This window comes from Ensifer sp. 4252 (assembly GCF_050434565.1).
In the GTDB taxonomy this organism is placed as follows: domain Bacteria; phylum Pseudomonadota; class Alphaproteobacteria; order Rhizobiales; family Rhizobiaceae; genus Ensifer.
In genome coordinates this window covers 193,287-211,320 of sequence record NZ_JBNDIU010000006.1, presented here as the reverse complement: position 1 = coordinate 211,320, position 18,034 = coordinate 193,287, and the positions used below count along the sequence as shown (strand labels likewise).

At 61.8% G+C, this 18,034-nt stretch carries 17 protein-coding genes; 6 read left to right on the top strand and 11 right to left on the bottom strand.

All coding sequences use genetic code 11. From position 1 onward, the window contains the following. Positions 1 to 11 precede the first annotated feature (11 nt). Positions 12 to 404 (top strand): hypothetical protein, encoded by a 393-nt coding sequence (locus tag ABIE33_RS15405; protein WP_429126343.1) that lies wholly within the window; start codon positions 12 to 14, stop codon positions 402 to 404. A 183-nt stretch (positions 405 to 587) separates the two neighbouring features. On the opposite strand, the gene ABIE33_RS15400 is transcribed toward ABIE33_RS15405, so the two are convergent. Beyond that, on the bottom strand, positions 588 to 923 hold the full coding sequence (locus ABIE33_RS15400) for a hypothetical protein (RefSeq protein ID WP_429126341.1): 336 nt from the start codon (positions 921 to 923) through the stop codon (positions 588 to 590). A gap of 222 nt (positions 924 to 1,145) precedes the next feature. On the opposite strand from ABIE33_RS15400, the gene ABIE33_RS15395 reads away from it, so the two are divergent. After that, on the top strand, positions 1,146 to 1,583 hold the full coding sequence (locus ABIE33_RS15395; protein ID WP_429126340.1) for a hypothetical protein: 438 nt from the start codon (positions 1,146 to 1,148) through the stop codon (positions 1,581 to 1,583). Positions 1,584 to 1,703: 120 nt separating this feature from the next. Here the strand turns inward: ABIE33_RS15395 and ABIE33_RS15390 are convergent, their stop codons facing one another. Next, positions 1,704 to 3,038, bottom strand: a complete 1,335-nt coding sequence (locus tag ABIE33_RS15390) for a PLP-dependent aminotransferase family protein (RefSeq protein ID WP_429126338.1) — start codon at positions 3,036 to 3,038, stop codon at positions 1,704 to 1,706. An 86-nt stretch (positions 3,039 to 3,124) separates the two neighbouring features. Between ABIE33_RS15390 and ABIE33_RS15385 the strand changes: the two genes are divergently transcribed. The 3 genes from ABIE33_RS15385 to ABIE33_RS15375 all read left to right on the top strand — a co-directional run bounded on the left by ABIE33_RS15385 (position 3,125) and on the right by ABIE33_RS15375 (position 5,109). Continuing rightward, positions 3,125 to 4,141 carry a threonine ammonia-lyase gene (locus ABIE33_RS15385; protein ID WP_429126337.1) on the top strand — a complete coding sequence of 339 codons (1,017 nt, stop codon included), beginning with the start codon at positions 3,125 to 3,127 and terminating at the stop codon, positions 4,139 to 4,141. A gap of 2 nt (positions 4,142 to 4,143) precedes the next feature. Further along, entirely contained in the window at positions 4,144 to 4,551 is a 408-nt protein-coding gene (locus ABIE33_RS15380) for a VOC family protein (RefSeq protein ID WP_429126335.1), read from the top strand. A gap of 174 nt (positions 4,552 to 4,725) precedes the next feature. Next, positions 4,726 to 5,109 (top strand): hypothetical protein, encoded by a 384-nt coding sequence (locus tag ABIE33_RS15375; RefSeq protein ID WP_429126333.1) that lies wholly within the window; start codon positions 4,726 to 4,728, stop codon positions 5,107 to 5,109. 140 nt (positions 5,110 to 5,249) lie between these two features. Here the strand turns inward: ABIE33_RS15375 and ABIE33_RS15370 are convergent, their stop codons facing one another. The 9 genes from ABIE33_RS15370 to ABIE33_RS15330 all read right to left on the bottom strand — a co-directional run bounded on the left by ABIE33_RS15370 (position 5,250) and on the right by ABIE33_RS15330 (position 16,316). Next, complete coding sequence (locus ABIE33_RS15370; RefSeq protein WP_429126331.1) at positions 5,250 to 5,591, bottom strand: hypothetical protein; 342 nt, start codon at positions 5,589 to 5,591, stop codon at positions 5,250 to 5,252. Between the two features lie 683 nt (positions 5,592 to 6,274). After that, the gene (locus tag ABIE33_RS15365; protein WP_429126330.1) at positions 6,275 to 7,483 is read right to left on the bottom strand and encodes a CaiB/BaiF CoA transferase family protein; all 1,209 of its coding nucleotides are present in this window, start codon (positions 7,481 to 7,483) and stop codon (positions 6,275 to 6,277) included. Further along, positions 7,480 to 8,535 carry an ABC transporter ATP-binding protein gene (locus ABIE33_RS15360; protein ID WP_429126328.1) on the bottom strand — a complete coding sequence of 352 codons (1,056 nt, stop codon included), beginning with the start codon at positions 8,533 to 8,535 and terminating at the stop codon, positions 7,480 to 7,482. Before ABIE33_RS15360 ends, ABIE33_RS15365 begins: the two co-directional genes overlap by 4 nt. 86 nt (positions 8,536 to 8,621) lie before the next feature. Next, complete coding sequence (locus ABIE33_RS15355) at positions 8,622 to 10,730, bottom strand: ADP-ribosylglycohydrolase family protein (RefSeq protein WP_429126326.1); 2,109 nt, start codon at positions 10,728 to 10,730, stop codon at positions 8,622 to 8,624. A 17-nt stretch (positions 10,731 to 10,747) separates the two neighbouring features. After that, positions 10,748 to 11,932 carry an ADP-ribosylglycohydrolase family protein gene (locus ABIE33_RS15350; RefSeq protein ID WP_429126324.1) on the bottom strand — a complete coding sequence of 395 codons (1,185 nt, stop codon included), beginning with the start codon at positions 11,930 to 11,932 and terminating at the stop codon, positions 10,748 to 10,750. Continuing rightward, positions 11,919 to 13,343 (bottom strand): extracellular solute-binding protein, encoded by a 1,425-nt coding sequence (locus tag ABIE33_RS15345; protein WP_429126322.1) that lies wholly within the window; start codon positions 13,341 to 13,343, stop codon positions 11,919 to 11,921. Before ABIE33_RS15345 ends, ABIE33_RS15350 begins: the two co-directional genes overlap by 14 nt. Positions 13,344 to 13,392: 49 nt before the next feature. Beyond that, a complete protein-coding gene (locus ABIE33_RS15340; protein WP_429126321.1) occupies positions 13,393 to 14,289 on the bottom strand; it encodes a carbohydrate ABC transporter permease in 897 nt (298 codons plus the stop codon). Then, positions 14,289 to 15,266 carry an ABC transporter permease gene (locus ABIE33_RS15335; protein WP_429126319.1) on the bottom strand — a complete coding sequence of 326 codons (978 nt, stop codon included), beginning with the start codon at positions 15,264 to 15,266 and terminating at the stop codon, positions 14,289 to 14,291. The genes ABIE33_RS15340 and ABIE33_RS15335 overlap by 1 nt, the downstream gene beginning before the upstream one ends. 3 nt (positions 15,267 to 15,269) lie before the next feature. Next, positions 15,270 to 16,316 (bottom strand): LacI family DNA-binding transcriptional regulator, encoded by a 1,047-nt coding sequence (locus ABIE33_RS15330; protein ID WP_429126318.1) that lies wholly within the window; start codon positions 16,314 to 16,316, stop codon positions 15,270 to 15,272. A gap of 857 nt (positions 16,317 to 17,173) precedes the next feature. Here ABIE33_RS15330 and ABIE33_RS15325 point away from each other — a divergent pair. Further along, complete coding sequence (locus ABIE33_RS15325) at positions 17,174 to 17,992, top strand: hypothetical protein (RefSeq protein ID WP_429126316.1); 819 nt, start codon at positions 17,174 to 17,176, stop codon at positions 17,990 to 17,992. Positions 17,993 to 18,034 lie beyond the last annotated feature (42 nt).

Sequence of the window (18,034 nt, the reverse complement as noted above, 5' to 3'; positions counted from 1 at the left end):
TGGAGGCGAAAATGAAGCACCATACGCGCGAGCAACTGTTGGCCCTTGCGCAGGTCGAACTGGACCTGCAGCCAGCAAGCATGTCTCGCAAGGATCGTCTGGAACGCTGGGCGGCACTTCTTGAGCAGATACCGCAGCAGCTTCTCTCAACAATCTTCGAAACCGAGTACAGACCCGTCGAGGTCCGCGATACGTTGCGCAGCGACAATTCGCCGATCTCCGTCGCTTTCGCAGATACGGCGCTGCGCTCCGCTGGATTGGCGAGCGACACCTATGGTGAAGCAAAACGCTTCTTCGAGCTGAGCGATGGGCAGTTGCACGAGGTCATCTGCTATTGTCACTTCGGAACTACGGTCAGCGCGGCCACGGCTGCCCGCACCATTCGATCGACGCTCATCGCGTGATCGTCGAGAATAGCGCCCGGCAGGAGACGATAAGGGCCAGTTGAGTGCGGTAATCGCTCATTACGCTTTCATCGAAAGCACCCAATGCCTCAGCGAAGCTTGGGTGCTTGGCGCAGCGCCGACGGCACCTCACCGCGACCCGGGCAATCGCGCAGGCTTTCGGCACGCCACTTTGGGCCGCGTTTATTCGGTACCGCGTGCGGCCGGTTCATCCGTTGGCACCGGTTCGGATTCCTGCTCCTGCGCCACCAGATCTCTCCTCAATGTCGCAACCTCCAGCCTGCCCCAGGCTTCGGCTCGATCCATCAGCGAGCGCATCTCGCTGTTAAGAGCATGCGAGCGCATGATGTCGTCGGCATGGCTGACATTGGTGCGCGGATCGTAAAAGCTACTGATCTCCGCGCCGGCGGCGCGCCTGGCCTGCTCCAGAAGCGCTCGTACCTCGGATAGCTCAGCTTTTGCCGCGAAATATCGTCTCATCACATCGATGAGTTCGCGGTCGCGTGCCTTTGTCTTCATGGCAGCCTCCCTCAAAACGCAGCCTGAGTGATCCCACAAGATGTCAAAATCTGGGTGCTTCGGCCATCCGGGCGTGTTGCCTGTGGACGGATTGCCGCGACGCCGGTTTGGCAGCGGGTCACGAAGCATCATCGTGATTGGACTTCGCGCCCAACAAGAGTCACGCTTCGGCGGGGAGAAATGGGCTGGCGCAGAGCATCTATCGTCTAAATGGAGGCGACAATGAAGCACCATACACGCGAGCAATTGCAGGTCTTTGCACAGATCGAACCGGACTACCGGCCGCCGAGCATGTCTCGCAAGGAACGCCTCGAACGCTGGGCGGAGCTTCTCGAGCAGAGCCCGTCCCGACACCTGGCGACGCTGTATGAAACCGAACACCAGTCGGCTGCCGTGCGCGATGCATTGCGCAGCGACGGCTCGCCGATCTCGGTCGCGTTCGAAGATACCATGCTGCGTGCCGCAGGCATGGAAAACGACACCTACGGCGAGGCCCTCAGGTTCTTCGAGTTGCGCGACTGGCAGCTGCACGGCGTGATCTGCTATTGCCACTTCGGTGCAACGGTGAACGCCCAGACGGCCGCAGAACTCGTCAGGTCGATCTCGACAGGCGAACGCAGCGGCTTATTCGCCCGGCTGCGCGCTCTGTTCGTTGGCTGACGCGAGCCGCATTTCACCATGTTGTGAGATGCGGCGTCGGCAAGATGGCAGATCACTGTTGTAGAGATGTTGGCGGGGTAAAAAGCGCGGGGCTATGCGCCCGCTTGCTTCAAGCCTTCGTCACTCGATCTCGGCGTCGCCAGGAACCGAGGCCAGCAGGGATCGGATCACGCGAAGCCCGCGCTCCAGGTCAGTGAGCGGCGGAGCGGAGATCGCGACGCGGACCGCGTTTGGTGCACGCCCCAGGGTGGCACTAAACACGCCCGCCGGCGTGATGGCCACGCCTTGTAGAGCGGCCGCCGAAACGAACGCCTCAGCACTCCAGGTCTCCGGCAGTTCGAGCCAGATATGAAATGCGTTGCTTTCTGCCGACGGCGACGCGTGGCCAAGAATGCACGCCGCCAGCAGCTGCCGATCGCGGCCGTCCTTCCGCTTCAGGTCCGAAACATGGGCGGCTGTGCCGTCAGAGATCCAGGATAGCACCAACTGCATTGATAGAGACGACGCCATCCAGCCCCCGGCACGCATCACCGCGGCAATGCGATCTTTGACCTGCGGCGGTACGACGACAAAGCCAACACCGATGCCCGGCCCAAGCCGCTTCTGCATGCTGTTGACGTAGACGACACGGTTCGGCGCATAGGCGGCAAGGGGCGCCGCGTCGGAAAGGAACGCAAAGGCAGCATCCTCGATGCAGAGCAGCCCGGTCTCCTCAAGCACCTCGGCGAGGGCAGTTCGTCGTGCGTGCGACATCGAAAAACCGAGCGGGTTATGGATGGTCGGCTGGATGTAGATCGCATCGAGCGGCTTCGCGCGATGCGCCCTGATAAACGCCGCAACGTCGACGCCGTCACCATCGATCTCAAGCGGCACGAGCTGCAAGCCGAGCCGAGCCGCCATGCGGATGACCGAAGGGTAGGTCAACGGCTCGACGCCGATGCGATCGCCAGGCTTGCAGACAGCTGCCATGGCGCATGCAATCGCTTGACGTCCACCACCGGCAAAAAGAATGCCGTCAGGCCTCGGGGACCAATGATCGTGCGCGAGATAGCGCGCGACGATCTCACCGGCGCCCTTTGTCCCGAAGGGGCCGAGGGCGTCCATGGCGTCAAAGAGTGCTGCCGGGTTGGCCATGCTCTTGAACGCAGGCGCCATCAGGGCCGCCTGCTCCAGAGAACCCGACGTCGCTAGTTGCAAATCGATCGGCGCATCGGCGATCTCGCTGATCCGCGCAGATTGCAGCCGGTCCGGCGTCCTGACGAAAGTCCCGCGCCCAACTTCGCCGACAACCAGACCGCGCCGAACGAGTTCGGCATAGACGCGGCTCGCGGTCGAGACCGCTATTCCCCTCTCATAGGCAAAGGTTCTTTGCGGCTGCAGCCGCGTACCGGGCGACAGCTTTCCAGAGGCGATCTCGCCGGCGACAACGTCGGCAACGGCGCGGTAATCCAGCATCTCAATTGCTCCGAGGGCAATAAACCAATTGAACTCTTATGGCATCGGTGCATTTGTAAATCAAATTGTAGCACCGGATCAATGTCATGAGCTTCTCCACCGCCCCTACAGCTTCCCTGCCAACCCTGCAGGACGTCGAAGCTGCAGCCCACCGCATCAGCAACTACTGCATCGAGACGCCGCTGCTCGAATCGTCCTATCTCAACGGGAAATATGGCGGCCGGTTGCTGCTCAAGGCTGAAAGCCTGCAGGTCACGGGTTCGTTCAAGCTGCGTGGAGCGGTCAACAGGGTCGGGTCGCTGACCGACGACGAACGGCGGCGTGGCGTCGTCGCCCGGTCTTCCGGCAATCACGGCCTTGCGATTGCCTATTGCGCCGGACTGATGGGCACATCAGCCGTGGTCGTCGTACCCGAGACCGCACCGGCGGCAAAGGCCGAACGGATCGCGGCCTATGGGGCACGCGTCGTAAAGGTTCCGATGAAGGACCTCGCCGACGTCGCAGCCGAAATCACGCAACGCGAGGACCGGGTGCTTATTCCGCCGGCCGACGATTTCTGGGTGGTTGCCGGCGCCGGCACCGTCGCGCTTGAAATGGCAGAACAGGCCGCGAGGCTGAATGCCCGGATCGATGTATTGCTTACCTGCTGCTCCGGCGGCGGACTGACAGCCGGTTGCCTGCTGGGGTTGAGCAAGCTGTCTCCGTCCACCAAGGTTTATGGCGTCGAGGCCGTTGGGTTCGAGAAGATGGCAAAATCACTCGCCGCCGGCAAACGCATCAATCTTGCACCGGGCGGCCATTCGATCTGCGACGCCATCAGCGGGCTCTACATGGCAGAGATTCCCTTCGAGATCATCAGACCTGATTTGGCCGGTACGTTTGCTGTCACGGATGACGAGGCAAAGGAGGCCATGCGCGTGGCCTTCAGCGAATTCGGCCTCGTTCTGGAGCCTGGAAGCGCCGTCGCGTTGGCGGCCGTGCTCGCCCGCCGGATACCGCTGGAAGGACGTACGTTTGCCGTCACGCTGTCCGGCCGGAACGTCGATTTGGACCTTGCTGGCGCCATACTGGCGAGTGGCGAGCCAACGGTCGGCAGGGCATGAACATGTTCAGCCACGTCACGGTTGGTTGCGGCGACCTCAATCGTGCCGCCCTCTTCTACGACGCCGTTCTCGCGCCTCTTGGTCTTGTCAGGCGAACAGTCACTCCGGATGGCGGACCGGCCGCAGCGTGTTGGATCACACCGGGACAGGCATTGCCGCGCTTCTACGTCTATGAGCCGTTCGACAAGAAGCCTGCCAGTGTGGGAAACGGCAGCATGGTCGCATTTCTTGCGCCCACACCTGCGGCGGTCGACCGGGCCCATGCTGCAGGCCTTGCGGCCGGCGGTACGGACGAGGGCGCTCCCGGTGCGAGGCCGCACTATGGAGACGGCTACTACGGTGCATATCTGCGCGACCCCGACGGCAACAAGGTGCATGTCGTCTGTCGAGACGACCTTCTGCCCGCATAGCACCGACGTCGCAGCGAGCCGGCATAGCCTCCGTTACCCGCATCCGTTCACCACCAACGCGAATGCGCAGCAGTTCGCGTCGCAGCTTGCACGGCCGGAAAACCGTACAGGCCGCGCCTATCCGCAATCAACGTGACGGTTCGGTACGACTCTGAAAAGCAAAGGAAAAATGTAGTGAAGCGTCTTGCAATCTGCCTGCTTATGGTGTGCTTGCCGTTCGCCGCCCCACTGTCCTCATCGGCCGAGGAAAGCTCGGCTGCCGCTCTCAAGAGTGTTTATGAAGCCTCGCGCAACATGCAGGGCGTGATAACGTTCTGCATCAAAAGCGGGTACCTCGGCACCGAAAGCGACGGCCATATTTCCGCGCTCGTCAAGATGACGGACACGCCGGATGTCGATAAGAGCGGCGGTAACGCAGCCGAAGCCAAGGGCTTGGCTGGCAGGCTGGTCCTGGACGGCAACGAGGTCGAACTGACTTCCAGCCCGCTTGGCGCCGAAGAGTGGTGCAAGCAAACTGGCGAGGCCCTAAAATCGCAAGCAGATCAGCTTCCGCAATAACGTCACGGCACGTTCAGCGACTTTGGTAACCGCCCGCGGTCCGATCAATGGCAGGACCTTCGGAAACAGCTAGAGCATTTCCAAGGTCCTGCTTCTCGTCTGACTACGGCAGTTCGGCGTCAAAATTCAAGCGCGAGACCTCAAGACAAAGTGCGGCTGCAGTTCGTGCTGACCTTGCCGACGAGGCCATCCGGAATCTGGATCTCGGCCAAAGCGGCTGCAACGAGTTCGTCGCGTTTTGCGCGATTGTCGAAGCCCTTGATCGTTGCAAGATCGGTATTGCTCGCCGTTGCCATTCGGCCGGCCGTCGTTGTGCATATGCCGGCCAACGTATCGATGCGAGCGGCTTCCACCGCAAGAGTACTTGCTCCTGTGGTAGTAATCCAACCTGCACTAAACGCAACGATCGGCGCCGCGACAAGCCCAAGAACAAACCCTGTTATGTAAGGCTTCGCCCTTTGCGTGCTTTGTTCGAATGTCATGATTTCATTCCCTCTAATCAGGTGATTATCGGGATCGTAACGGGCCCGCGCTCGGACCTTGAGCCAATGGCAATCCAGATCGTTTATTCTGCGCCTTGAAAGATTGTAAGTAAATATTAACTTTTCCGTCATCAAAAATATATGCGTTCGTAGAATGCTACCTCGGCGAAATAGCTATGCGAACTCTCAGAGATTTATTGATGTTTCCCATAGGTCGACAAGCATCACAACGCTATCAATCGCAGTAAATATTTTAGCCGACACGCTTCATCATACGCACATCATAAATCGAGATTGATGCAATAATTCTATGACTCATTACTATAAATGATCTAACGGCGTGGATACGAATACATTTGCATGCGCGAAACCCGCAGGGATGTCGGTCAATTTGGAGGATTGCGAAACACAAGCGATGGGCGCATGGTCTTGGGAGGCAACCACCCAGACGGGTATGTTGCCTGAGGGCACGCAATGCTGCCCACAACGAAGGGAGGCCCGGATGCCTTCCGAAGCCCATCGTAAACATCTCCATTCATCCGATCTGGAGATGTCGTGCAGCGGTCTTCGCCGCACCAAACCTTCGTTCTCCGCGACCGCCTCGGATGAGACTTCCCGTCGCTCGGCCGAAATGTCCCTTGTCACGCGATTCCAGCAGGGAATTCATGATGAAGACAACCTCCTCATTGATTTGCGGCAACAGCGACCGTCAATGCAGAAATCCCCACCTCTGCCAGCACCTCGGCCGTATGCTCGCCTAACGCCGGCGCCGGTCGCCGGAAGCGCCCCGGTGTTTCGGACAGGCGCGGCACGATATTGTGCATGGGCAGCGCGCCGTGCTCTGCATCGTCGAGCGACACGATCACCTCTCGCTCGGCGAAATGCGCGTCCTCGGCGGCGTCGGCTATGTTGTAGATCGGTCCGACTGTTGCGCCACTGTCGCGCATGATGGCGAGGGCCTCGTCATGAGAGCGGACGGCAAACCAGGCGCCGATTGCCCCATCGACGAGGTCCCGGTGCTTGAGGCGCTCGCTGTTGGAGCGGAAGCGCAGATCCTCGTTCATGTCGGCCCGGCCGATGATCTCGAATATCCGCCGGGCGACGGCCGGCGTCGAACCGGAGAGCGCGACATATTTGCCGTCAGCGCAGCGGTAGACGTTGCGCGGGCATGCGGTGTTCGAAGCGCTGCCGATGCGTTCCTTGATGGTTCCGTTGAGCGCATAGATGCCGGCCTCGGGACCGAGCACCGAGAAGATCGGCTCCAGCAGCGACAGGTCGATAACCTGTCCCCGCGCCCTGCCCTGTTCGCGGGCAAACAGCGCCGTCATCGTCGCAGACATGCCGTAAACGCCGGCGATCATGTCGGCAAGCGCGAGCGGCGGCAACACAGGTTCGCGGTCCGCAAACCCTGTGCGATAGGCATAGCCGCTCATGCCTTCGACGATGGTGCCGAAGCCCGGAAATGCCGCATAGGGCCCGGTCTGGCCGAAGCCGGAAATGCGCACGACGACGAGATCGGGATTGCGCCCGAGCAGCGCTTCCGGGCCAAAACCCATCTGCTCGAGCGTTCCAGGGCGAAAATTCTCGATGAGGACATCGGCGCTCTCGACCAACGCCCAGAGCGCCTCGCGATCGGCGGTTTCGCGCAGGTTGAGGACCACGGAACGTTTGTTACGCCCATAGGTCTTCCAGAACAGCGACAGGCCTTCGTCCTTCCACTCGCGCAGCGGATCGCCAGCCGGCGGCTCGATCTTGATCACGTCGGCGCCGAAATCGGCAAGCTGCAGCGACAGCATGTTGCCGGCGACCAGACGCGAAAGGTCGAGAACCTTGACCCCTTCAAGCGGGCCTTCGGCGTTCGGATCCCAGTGCTTCCTGGTAAATTCGTTCATTGGATGCGCCCGCCGGTCTTGTCGTCGAACAAGAGGACATTGGCGGTGTCGAAGCCGATCGTCACACTCGCGCCTGGCTGCAACAGCGCACTTTCGCCGAGAACCACGGTGATATCGGTGGTTTCGAGCCGAAGCGTCACCTCTTGCGCCTCCCCGGTCGGCTCGACCAGCACAACCTCGGCGGCGATGCCGCTGTCGGCAAGCTGGATGTGCTGTGGGCGGATGCCGTAGACGACCTTGCGCCCCTGTGCGAGCCCATGGCCTGTGGGCAACGGCAGACGGGCGCCGTCGGCAAGGCGCAGCGTCTGGCCGTCGACCTCGCCGCGCAGCAGGTTGATCTCGGGCGAACCGATGAAGCTGGCGACGAACAGGTTCTGCGGGTTTTTGTAGAGCTCCAGCGGCGGCCCCATCTGCTCGATCTTACCACCGTTCAGGACCACGATCTTGTCGGCCATGGTCATGGCCTCGGTCTGGTCGTGGGTGACGTAGATGGTCGTCTTGCCCAGGCGCTGATGGAGCTTCTTGATCTCGCCACGCATCTTCACCCGGAGCTTGGCGTCGAGGTTGGAAAGCGGCTCGTCGAAAAGGAAGGCGCGCGGATCGCGCACGATGGCGCGGCCCATCGCGACGCGCTGCCGCTGGCCACCCGACAGCTCTCGCGGAAGCCGTTCGAGCAAATGCTCAAGCCCGAGGATATCGGCGGCTTCGTTGACGCGGCGATTGATTTCGCTCTTCGACACGCCGGCAAGCTTCAGCGCGAAGCTCATATTGTCGGCAACCTTCATATGCGGATAGAGCGCATAGCTCTGGAACACCATGGCAAGGTCGCGTTCCTTTGCCGGCATGTCGTTGACGATGCGGCCGCCGATGGTGATTTCGCCGGCGCTGATGTCCTCCAGCCCGGCGATCATCCGCAGCAGCGTCGACTTCCCGCAGCCGGACGGGCCGACCAGGACCACGAATTCGCCGCTGCCCATGTCCAGCGAAATATCGTCGAGCACCGACAGGCTGCCGTAGCTCTTGCCCACATTCCGAAGTTCAATCTCGGACATGGTCTCCTCCTCCCAATTGATACGCCGATGCTGTCTTACCCCTCCTGCCGGCCCGCGTAACGCACCGGCAGAAAGAGCAAAGTCGCTCAGGCGGTTTCGACAATCTCGATCGTTCCGACGCTCATGCGACCGAGCGCCCCGAGGCGAAGGCCGGCCATGCCATAGGCAAACTGGTCGTCGCTCGCCTCGATCAGCGGCTTGCCGTCGATCGCGAAAGACAGCGCATTGCCCTTAACGGAAAACGCGAAACCGTAGCTCTTTCCGAGCTCCCGTTTGAACGGGGCCCGCGCGAGAACGGTGGTGCCGAAATCCTCCTTGAGGATGACCACATCGTCGCCGTCGAAGCCCGCGGCATAGAACCGACTGGTGCCCTGCACGCGCGCCGTCACCAATTGCGACGGCCCAGCGAGCGGCTTGATATCGGCCAGCACCTCGACGTCGCGGACATAATAATGGCCCGTCCACAGATCGGCATCATTGGCGGTATGGGCGTGAATGCGGCCATCTTGCAAGGTCCAGTGGCCGCGGTTCCAGGTAAAGCGGGAGATCGCCCCCCACTCCTGCACTTCGCCCTTGGGATCGATGACGGTGTGGCCAGCGCCCTCGACCTTGAAATCGGCGAGGAACAGGCGGCCGAGGAATTTCAGACGACCGAAATATTCGACCTGAATGCCGATCTCATCGATCGCTTCGGCACCTTCCGGCACCGTGAAGGCATAATCTTGCCAGCCCTCGTGGTTGGGCACGTGCCACGCGCCGGCCTCCTCGATCGCGCCTGACATGGCACGGCGGATATAGGGTGCGACGCGCAGGTTGCCGTCGCCATTCCACGGGTCGAGCCACAGCTTGAACGACACCTTCTGCCCGGCGTCGACCAGCGGCGAGAACATCGGGCGATAGCGCTCATCGTCAAAATCGGAGCGGCGATAAAAGGGCTTCCAGAAGATGCGTCCGCCCTGGCCGCGCTCGAGCCGGTCGAGCTGGATTTCGAGCGAGCCGCGCGAGCCTTCGGCCGGCTTTTCTGCCGAGCCCTTGAGGCTGATCTGGTTGAAGCCTTCGGTGCGGAAACCATGGGTCGATCCCGGCAAGTCGAAATCGAAGCGGACGCCGCGGCGGGTGAAGTCTTCCAACCAGAGGGCGGGTACTTCGTCACCGCGCAGCCGCAGTGCCAGCACCGTCAGCTCCCGGGCAAAGGACGGGATGTCGACGATGTTGATCGAGCCGACGACGCCGGAGGCAACGATGAAATCGTTGATCGGCTTCCTGTACTTGTCCCAGTTCGGCTGAAGCCCCTGAAACGTGCCGACGATGGCGCCGGCATTACCGGCGTTGCAGTCGGTGTCCCAGCCGGCCATGGTTGCGATCTCTGCAGTGCGCGGCAGGTCGCCTTCGCCATAGAGGATCGCCATCACGGTGACGCCGGCATTCGGGATGATGTGGCAGACACCGGGATAGCGGTCATAGCCCCAATCGGCCGTCAGCATGTCGCGGCAGGCTCGCCAGTTGCCGGGATTGGCCTTGTGGAAGTCGATCACCGCCTGCGCCACGCGGGCGTAGGTGGATTTCGCGTCGATGGTTGCCATGGCAGCGGCGATCACCTCGGCGATCGAGGTCGCCTCAAATGCCTTGGCGATGGCAGCGGCGCAGAACCTGGCGCCATTCAAGCCGTCGCCGTCGTGAGCAACGCTTGCCGCGCGGGCAGAGGCATCAGCTGCCTTCTGCGGCTCGCCCGGATGCACCCAGCCCCAGCTGTCGATGAAGATCTGCCCGCCGATCTGCTCGGCGACGGTCGCGCCGTTCTGGGCGATCGAGCCGGATTGCGGCGCGGGAATGCCGGCACGCAGGTTGCGATAGGCGGTGTGTTCGGTCGACACGCCGAAACCGCCCCACCAGTACATGCCATGCTCCTCGGCGGCGTAATTCACCCAGGTCTTGCCGACATCGGCGGCACTGGCCTTGAGGCCATAGTCGCGCAGCGCCCGGATGAAGTAAACCGGGCCGTTGGTGTCGTCGTCGGCGGCAAAGTTCTTGAAATCGCGCAGGTACTGGGTGACTTCGCCATAGGTCTTCTGGACGCGCTCATAGCTCCAGATCGTCGGTTCGACAGGTGCGCCAAGGCGAACGCCAATGGCCTTGCCGATGAAACCGGCATAGATCTTCTCGTAAATCGTCTCTTTGCTGAGCTCGGGCATCATGCGTCTTTCGTTAGCAATCAAAATGTGAGGGCGGCGCGGAAGCTGGTCCGCCTTTCGGCTGCCGCCTGGTCGGCGGCCAGGATCGCTGTTGCCGTCTCGGTGAACCGATCGGCGGCGGCGATGAGGTCGAGCTTGTTGACCTGGTCGAGAAGCGCGCCGTCAGCGGCGTCGATGACGCCTTCGCCGTGCATCGCACCGAGGATCGCGCCGGCCATGACGCCGATGGAGTCGGTATCGCGGCCGGAATTGATGCCGTCCTCGATCGAGCGGCGGAAGTCGCCGTCGTTGAACAGGCAGAAACCGAGTGCCAAGGGCAGTTCCTCGATCGAGCCGAGGCGGTTTGGCTGATAGGCGGCAGTCAGGCGACCCGCCTTGGCCGGCGTATGGTTGACTTCGTCGCCCATGGGAGAATAGGGCGCGATGGCCGCGTGGAACGCGGCGACAACCGTCTGATAGTCCGCACCTTGTGCCTTGAGCTTGCGGGCCACTTCAGCGATGTCGGCAATGGCGTTGCGGGTGCCGTCCTTGGCCAGCGCCAGAACGGCTTCGATCACACCTTCGATATCCGTGGCGGGAATGAAGGCCGCGGCAACAGCGGCGGCGAATACACCGGCAGCTTCAAGACCGAAGCTTTCCTGATGACCGGAGGCGAACGCGATCGCCTCGTCATAGGCAGCCTTCGGATCGCAGGCGTTGACGGCGCCGATCGGCGCCACGTACATCGCCGCACCGCAATTGACCATGTTGCCGATGCCACCCTGGCGCGGGTCGCACGAGGTGAGCTGGTGGCGCTGGAAGATCCATTTTTCGGGATAGAACAGCCGCTCGATCAGCATCGCTTCACGCTGCAACTCCGGCACATAGCGCGGCACCCAGGCGATCTGTTTGACCATGCCGTCGGCCATGTCCCAGGCATCGAGATGCCTACCGACCTCGCCATAGATATCCATCAGGCAAAGCGTCATCAGCGTGTCGTCGGTGACGATGCCGTTGCCGCGCACCCGGCCGTTGCGCGCCGTGGCGTCCAGCGACATCTTGTGCCATTCAGTGTCGAGCGACGTGACCCGCCCATATCTGGCCGCGATCTCCGCGGCCGGCAGTTTTTCGACCGGCGCCCCCATGGCGTCGCCGAGAGCGACGCCATGGATGAGCGCGCGGACCCTCCCCCTCAGGGAGAGCCCTTGAACGCTACTTTTCTGCATCGAGAACCGTCCTTGCATACTCGTTGAGACGTTTTCCGCCGGCCGCTTCCCACTCCGCGACGTACTGGTCCCACTGATCCATCTTGGCGGCGCCGGAAATGAACTTGTAGACCCAAGACCGGTAGACGTTTTCGGTGGCGTCGAGATCGGCGGCGTAGTCCGCCGGCCAGACGAAGGTGTTGTCCGGCTTGAAGTCCTTCTGGATCGTCGCCAGCGATTGCTCGGCCGCTTCGGACTGCCAGACGACCGGCGGGGTCCAGTTGGCCGCGACCATGAAGCGGGCGTACCAGGTCGCAATCTTGTCGGTGACCTTATAGGCGTCGCCGTCCTTGGTGTATTCCTGGCCCTCGAAGCCGAGGCGATCGAACATCTGGCCTTCGGGGCTGGCCATGAAGTCGAGCAGCTTCATCACCTCGGCCTTGTGCTCGGAGATGCTCGAGATCGCCAAGCCGCGCGATTCCTTGGACACGTCGACGGCTGCGAGGCCCTGGCCCCCCGGTCCCTTCGGCGGCGGCAATAGCACGAGCTCGGCACCCGGATGGACCTGCCGCATCTTGCCGCCATAGATGTCGATGACCTCACCGGAAGAACCGAAGATCACGCCGGCCTTGCCGGTGTAGAACTTGTCCTCCTTCACGTCGAACTTGGTGGTGATGTACTCGGGATCGTAGAGGCCCTGCTCGCGCAGCGATGCGTAGAAGGCGATCTTGTCCTTCTCCTGGGCTGTCGTGCGCGAATGGACCCACTCGCCGCCTGCGTTCTTCATCCAGGTGCCGGTAATGCCGAAGGCCTGGTTGAAGATCGAATCGAGCTCGTTGGTGTTGTCGGCCGTGGTCACGCCATAGCTGTCGGCGACGCCGTTGCCGTCGAAATCGCCGTCCTTGATGGCCTTGAACAGCCTCACATAGTCTTCGACGGTTTCAGGCGCCTTGAGGCCGGTCTTTTCCAGCCAGTCCTTGCGGATCACCGGCTGCGGACCACGCACCGGATAGACGTAGAGCAGGTAGGGATAATTCTTCAGCCGCTCGACATTGTGCGGCCACAGCGCGTCTTTCAGGTACTTCGTGTCGGCCAGCATCGGGCCGAGGTCTTCAAGCACGCCCTGCTCGACCATCTTGGCATCGCCGCCCTGAAAATAGATCAGGTCGGGGATGTCGCCCGAGAGCAGCATGACCGACAGCTTGTCGGCATAGCCGGAAGACGGCAGGTCGACGAGTTCGATGTTAAGATCCGTGCCCTGCGCCCGCAGCGCCTCCTCAATGCGCTGCAGATGCTTGACGTCGTCAGGGTTGGAAGGGGTGAAGTCCTTGGACACCACCCGGATCTTGATCGGTTCGGCCATTGTCGGGGCGGCAGCACCAAGGCTGAGCGCCAGGGCTGTCGATGCCAGCAGGACCATTTTTCTAAGCATTTCATCTCCTCCGTTTAGATAGGCTTCTTGGTTGGATGTCGTGTCGTCGTCAGCCCTTGAGCGCGCCGCTCATGGTTCCCTTGGTGAAGAATTTCAGGATCAGCGGGTAGATCGCCAGGATCGGCACGATGGTCAGAAGGATCATGCCGGCTTTCAGCGACCTGAGATCGATCTGGCTTGCACCCGTATTGTTGCTGGCGTTGTTGGCACCGACGATCGCGACCTTGTCGCCGTCGATGACGAACTGGCGCAGCACCACCTGCAACGGCCATTTGTCCTGATCGTTCAGATAGATCATGGCGCGGAAGAACTCGTTCCAATGAAAGACCAGATAGAACAGCGAGATGGTCGCGAGTGCCGGCTTGGCGAGCGGCAGAACCAAATGCCAGAAGACCTGGAAAGGGTTGGCGCCATCGAGTTCGGCGGCCTCCAGCAGCTCCTTCGGGATCTCTTCGAAAAAGCGGATGAGGATGATCAGGTACCAGGCATTGACCGCCTTGAAGAGGATCACCGACCAATAGCTGTCGAGAAGGCCGAGGCGCTTGTTGACGAAGTAATCGGGAATGATGCCCGGCTCGAATACGATGGTGACGAGAACCAGGATGAACAGCGCCTTGCGTCCGGGCAGCCCGGGCCGCGAAAGACCCCAGGCCATCAACGCGGTGCCGACCACGCCGATCACGGTGCTGACGGCGGTGATGAAGATCGAGTTAAAGATGCCGCGCTGAACGTTGGGGTGCTGCAGGAGAACGCTCCAGACCTCGAAGGAGAACCCCCGGGGTATGATCGTCAGCCCGCTCATGCCCGGCACCCTTGCCGGCTCGGACAGCGAGACGGCGAGCAGGTTGAGGATCGGCTGGACCGTGACGACGACCAGCAGCAGCAGCGTCGAGACAATGATCGCATATTCGATGCGTTCGATCGGGGTCTTGCGCGACAGGGCCATTACCAGACTCCCTTTCCGGTCAGACGCTTGGAAACGAAATGGGCGATCACGATCATCATCGTGCCGAGCACGGCCTTGAACAGGCCAGCTGCCGTCGCCAGCGAGTACTCCCCGGTCTGCAGTCCGATGCGGTAGACATAGGTGTCGACGATATCGATCTTGCTGCGCACCACGTCGTTGGAAAGGTTGATCACCTGATTGAGATCGGCGTTAAGGAACATGCCGGCGTTGAGGATGAACAGCGTCGCGATCGTCGGCACGATGCCGGGCAGCGTGACGTGACGGATCTTCTGCCAGCGGTTGGCGCCGTCGATCTCGGCGGCATCATAGAGCTGCTGGTCGATGGCGATGATGGCGGCGAGATAGAGCAGGCTGTCCCACCCGGCCGAACGCCAGATTTCCGTGAAGACGAGCACCCAGCGGATAGCGCCCGTATCGGTCATGAACGACCGTGGCGCCATGCCGGCCATGCCCAGGAGATTGTTGACGGCGCCGTCGGTCGGCGACAGCGCCGCGATGAAGATACCGGCGATCACCACCCAGGACAGGAAATGCGGCAGGTAGATCGCCGACTGGATGAACTTGCGCAGCGACCCGCCGCGAACCTCGTTCAAGAGCAGCGCGACGATGATCGGCACCGGCAGGAAGAACACCATCTTCATGGCCGAGATGATCAGGGTATTGGCGAGCACCTGCCAGAAAACCGGTGAGGAGAACAGCACCTGGAAATGCTTGATGCCCACCCAGATGTTGGGCGGCACGATCCGGACCTGTTCGAAGGCGATGCGCGCTTCCCAGATCGGCAGATAATGGAAGACGAGGAAGAACAGGATGCCCGGCGCCATCATGACGTAATAGGGCCACCAGCGACGCCAGCCATCGGCGGCGACGGCAAGGCGCCCCTGCCTGCGGCGTGCGCTCAATTTGGGAACGTTCCCAAATTTAGGCGAGATCACCGCCTCGTCACGATTGGTCATTCCTTACCCCCTCCCGGAGCTTGCTGCGCGTCTGGGCTGATCGAGCGACAGGTCGGCCAGCGAACCGCGCTCGATTAGCCGGCACGGCATGAACACCCGGCCATGCTCGGGGCGGCCGGCGATTTCATCGAATAGGCAGTCGACGGCACGCACGCCGATCTCACGCCCCGGCTTGGCAACTGTCGTCAGGCCCGGCCAGGAAAATGCGCCTGCGGGAATACCGTCGAAGCCCAGGATCGACACATCTTCGGGACAGCGAAGCCCGGCCTCGCGCACGGCCACCATGGCGCCGAGCGCCATCAGATCGTTGGCAGCGAAAACCGCGAGATGCCCGACCCGGTCGCGTTGCAGGAGCCGCATCATCGCCGTGCGCCCGCCTTCGACGGTGTATTCGCCATCCTCCATCGGCAGCGCTGCCGGGTCGATGTCGCGATCAACGCAATGTTCATGGAACGTCCGCAGAAACCGGGCGCGCGCGATACGCGACTTCGGCCCTAGGATCAGCGCCGGCGCATGATGCCCTTTGGAAACCAGGTGGTCCATGCCCAGCCTGACCGCCTGGGCGATATCGGAACCGACGCTGGAATTTGCCGGAAAACGCTCGGCGCTCGAACCGATCAAGACGAAGGGCAGCCCGAACCTGTCGAGGTCGTCGAAGCTGTCGGCGACCGGATTGATGATGGCGCCATCGACCCGTGCCTGCCTCAAGGCGCGCAAATGGCTCGCCTCACGGCCATGATCCCAATCGGAAGAAAACACCAGGAGCGAAGTGCCGTTTTCGGCCGCGCGATCCTGCGCGCCGCGCGCCACCTCGGCCCAGAACGGGTTGGTAATGTCGGGGATGACGAGACCAAGCAAACCGGTGCGGCCGGACCGCATGCCGACGGCGAGATCGTTGCGCTCATAGCCCACCGCACGAGCCGCATCGAGAACCCGCGCGCGCGCCTCGTCCGTAACATTGGACGCGCCAGAGAGTGCCCGGCCGGCGGTGCTCTTGGACACCCCTGCCTTGCGCGCGACGTCAATGATCGTCGGCCGCCTCCGCTGCATCAACACGCCCTCCCATGGCATGAACTCGTGGGAACGTTACCACGAGCATTTCGAGTCCGCAAGTCCGCCCATTACGGATGCGTCTTTGCCGGCAGTCTCGAGACGTGGAAAAGAAAAAGGCCACCGTTCGAACGGCGGCCTCGGAGCGAGAGGTAAAACCTCCACTCGAAGTGAGAGATCTAACCTCTCTGCAAAATGAGAGGTGCAACCTCCAGAGGGAACATCGCTATCGCAGCCGGGAGGATGGCTACACGTCAAGCGACCCTGCTAATGTGACAGTTTGGCACCCTATTCTCAATCAATGCAAAACCAGAAGTGAAGCCGGAGCGGGATCGCTCTTCCAATATTCGCTCACCGGCCGGGATTTTTTCCTACACGCGAAGGCATCAGCTGTTTTGGATCGAAGGAAGACGTTCCGGCTCGAAACCACCCCGGATCCGGGCGACGGTCAATGCAGAGTTCGCGGGGCAGAGTTCGCCGGTTTCCGTTCAATTCGACCACTGCACGGCGGTCGCTGACCGTGCGCGGCTGAAACCGGACAAAGGCCGCTGCCGGCAACGGCCGAAGGGTCCGGGTGAGTGCGGCGGTTGCGCACACCGGGCGCATCGCCTTGACATATGCGCCGTCGCATTTACGATAGTGGCATGCTGATCGTGACTTCATATGCCCTTCGAGAACCCGTGCGCCTCAAAGCGGGATCGTAACCCGGCCGCGGCTTTCATCGTGCGCGACCGGGGTTTGTCACTCCATCCCAGCTATCTTCTTCCCAGCTGAGACGATGAAACCGGTTGCCGCCTCGCGCCGCCTTAAGCGGACTTCCTGATAGCGAGCAGGCCCTTAGTTCTCGACAGCATGCAATGAAAAATCTCCCGCAAACTGACAGCTGGCGCTCGGGCCTGTTCACCGCGTTCGACATCGCAACCGCACTCGGCGAAAGCCCGGCGGCGCTTGCCGGCCTTTTCAATTGCGACACGCTGAAGCGCACACGGCAGGCGGCCTGCGCAGGCAAGGCCGAGCATTTCGAACTCAACGCGACGGCGCGCACCAGCCTCGCCATCATCCATTCGCTCCGGTGCCACGTCGGCTTGGCGCCTCGCATTGCCGAGCAGGCGCTTTTGAACTGGCCGCAGATCGCCGTTTCGGTCGCCCGCATTGTCGACTTCGAGCCTGACACATCGAACGACATCGGCGCACGCCTTGAACCGGCCCCCGCCGCGGACCCTCTCCAGTTCTTCGGCCGGTTTGCCGAAGAACCGCTGCCAGTCGCCATGCTCGATGAATATATCGACCTGATCGACGGGCGATATCTGCTGTGGCGAAGGCCGAAATGCGATCCGCACAGGATTGCGACGGCAATCCATGCCAGCCAGGAACGGCTTCGCCTCGACCCGCAGGATGCGGCCGCACAAGCGGATTTTCTTGAGGCTGCGGCCGTTGTCAGGCGGTCACCCGAGCACGAAATGATCTGGCTGGGCTCGGTCAGAGGCGAGCTGTTCTGCCCCACGCCGGCAGCAAACAGCTCTTGGCTGCCCGAGCGCCTGCCCTCGACACCCATGATCGACGAGGCCAGCAATGTCGCCACGCTGGCCACGAGCTATCGCTCGAAGCACTCGGTCAATATCTCGCTTGCCGCCCGCGCCATGAAACGGCGGGCCCTCGGGCTGACCGTCAGATAGCCCTCCGCCTTTCCACCGGCAGCCCCAACATTTGAAAACACT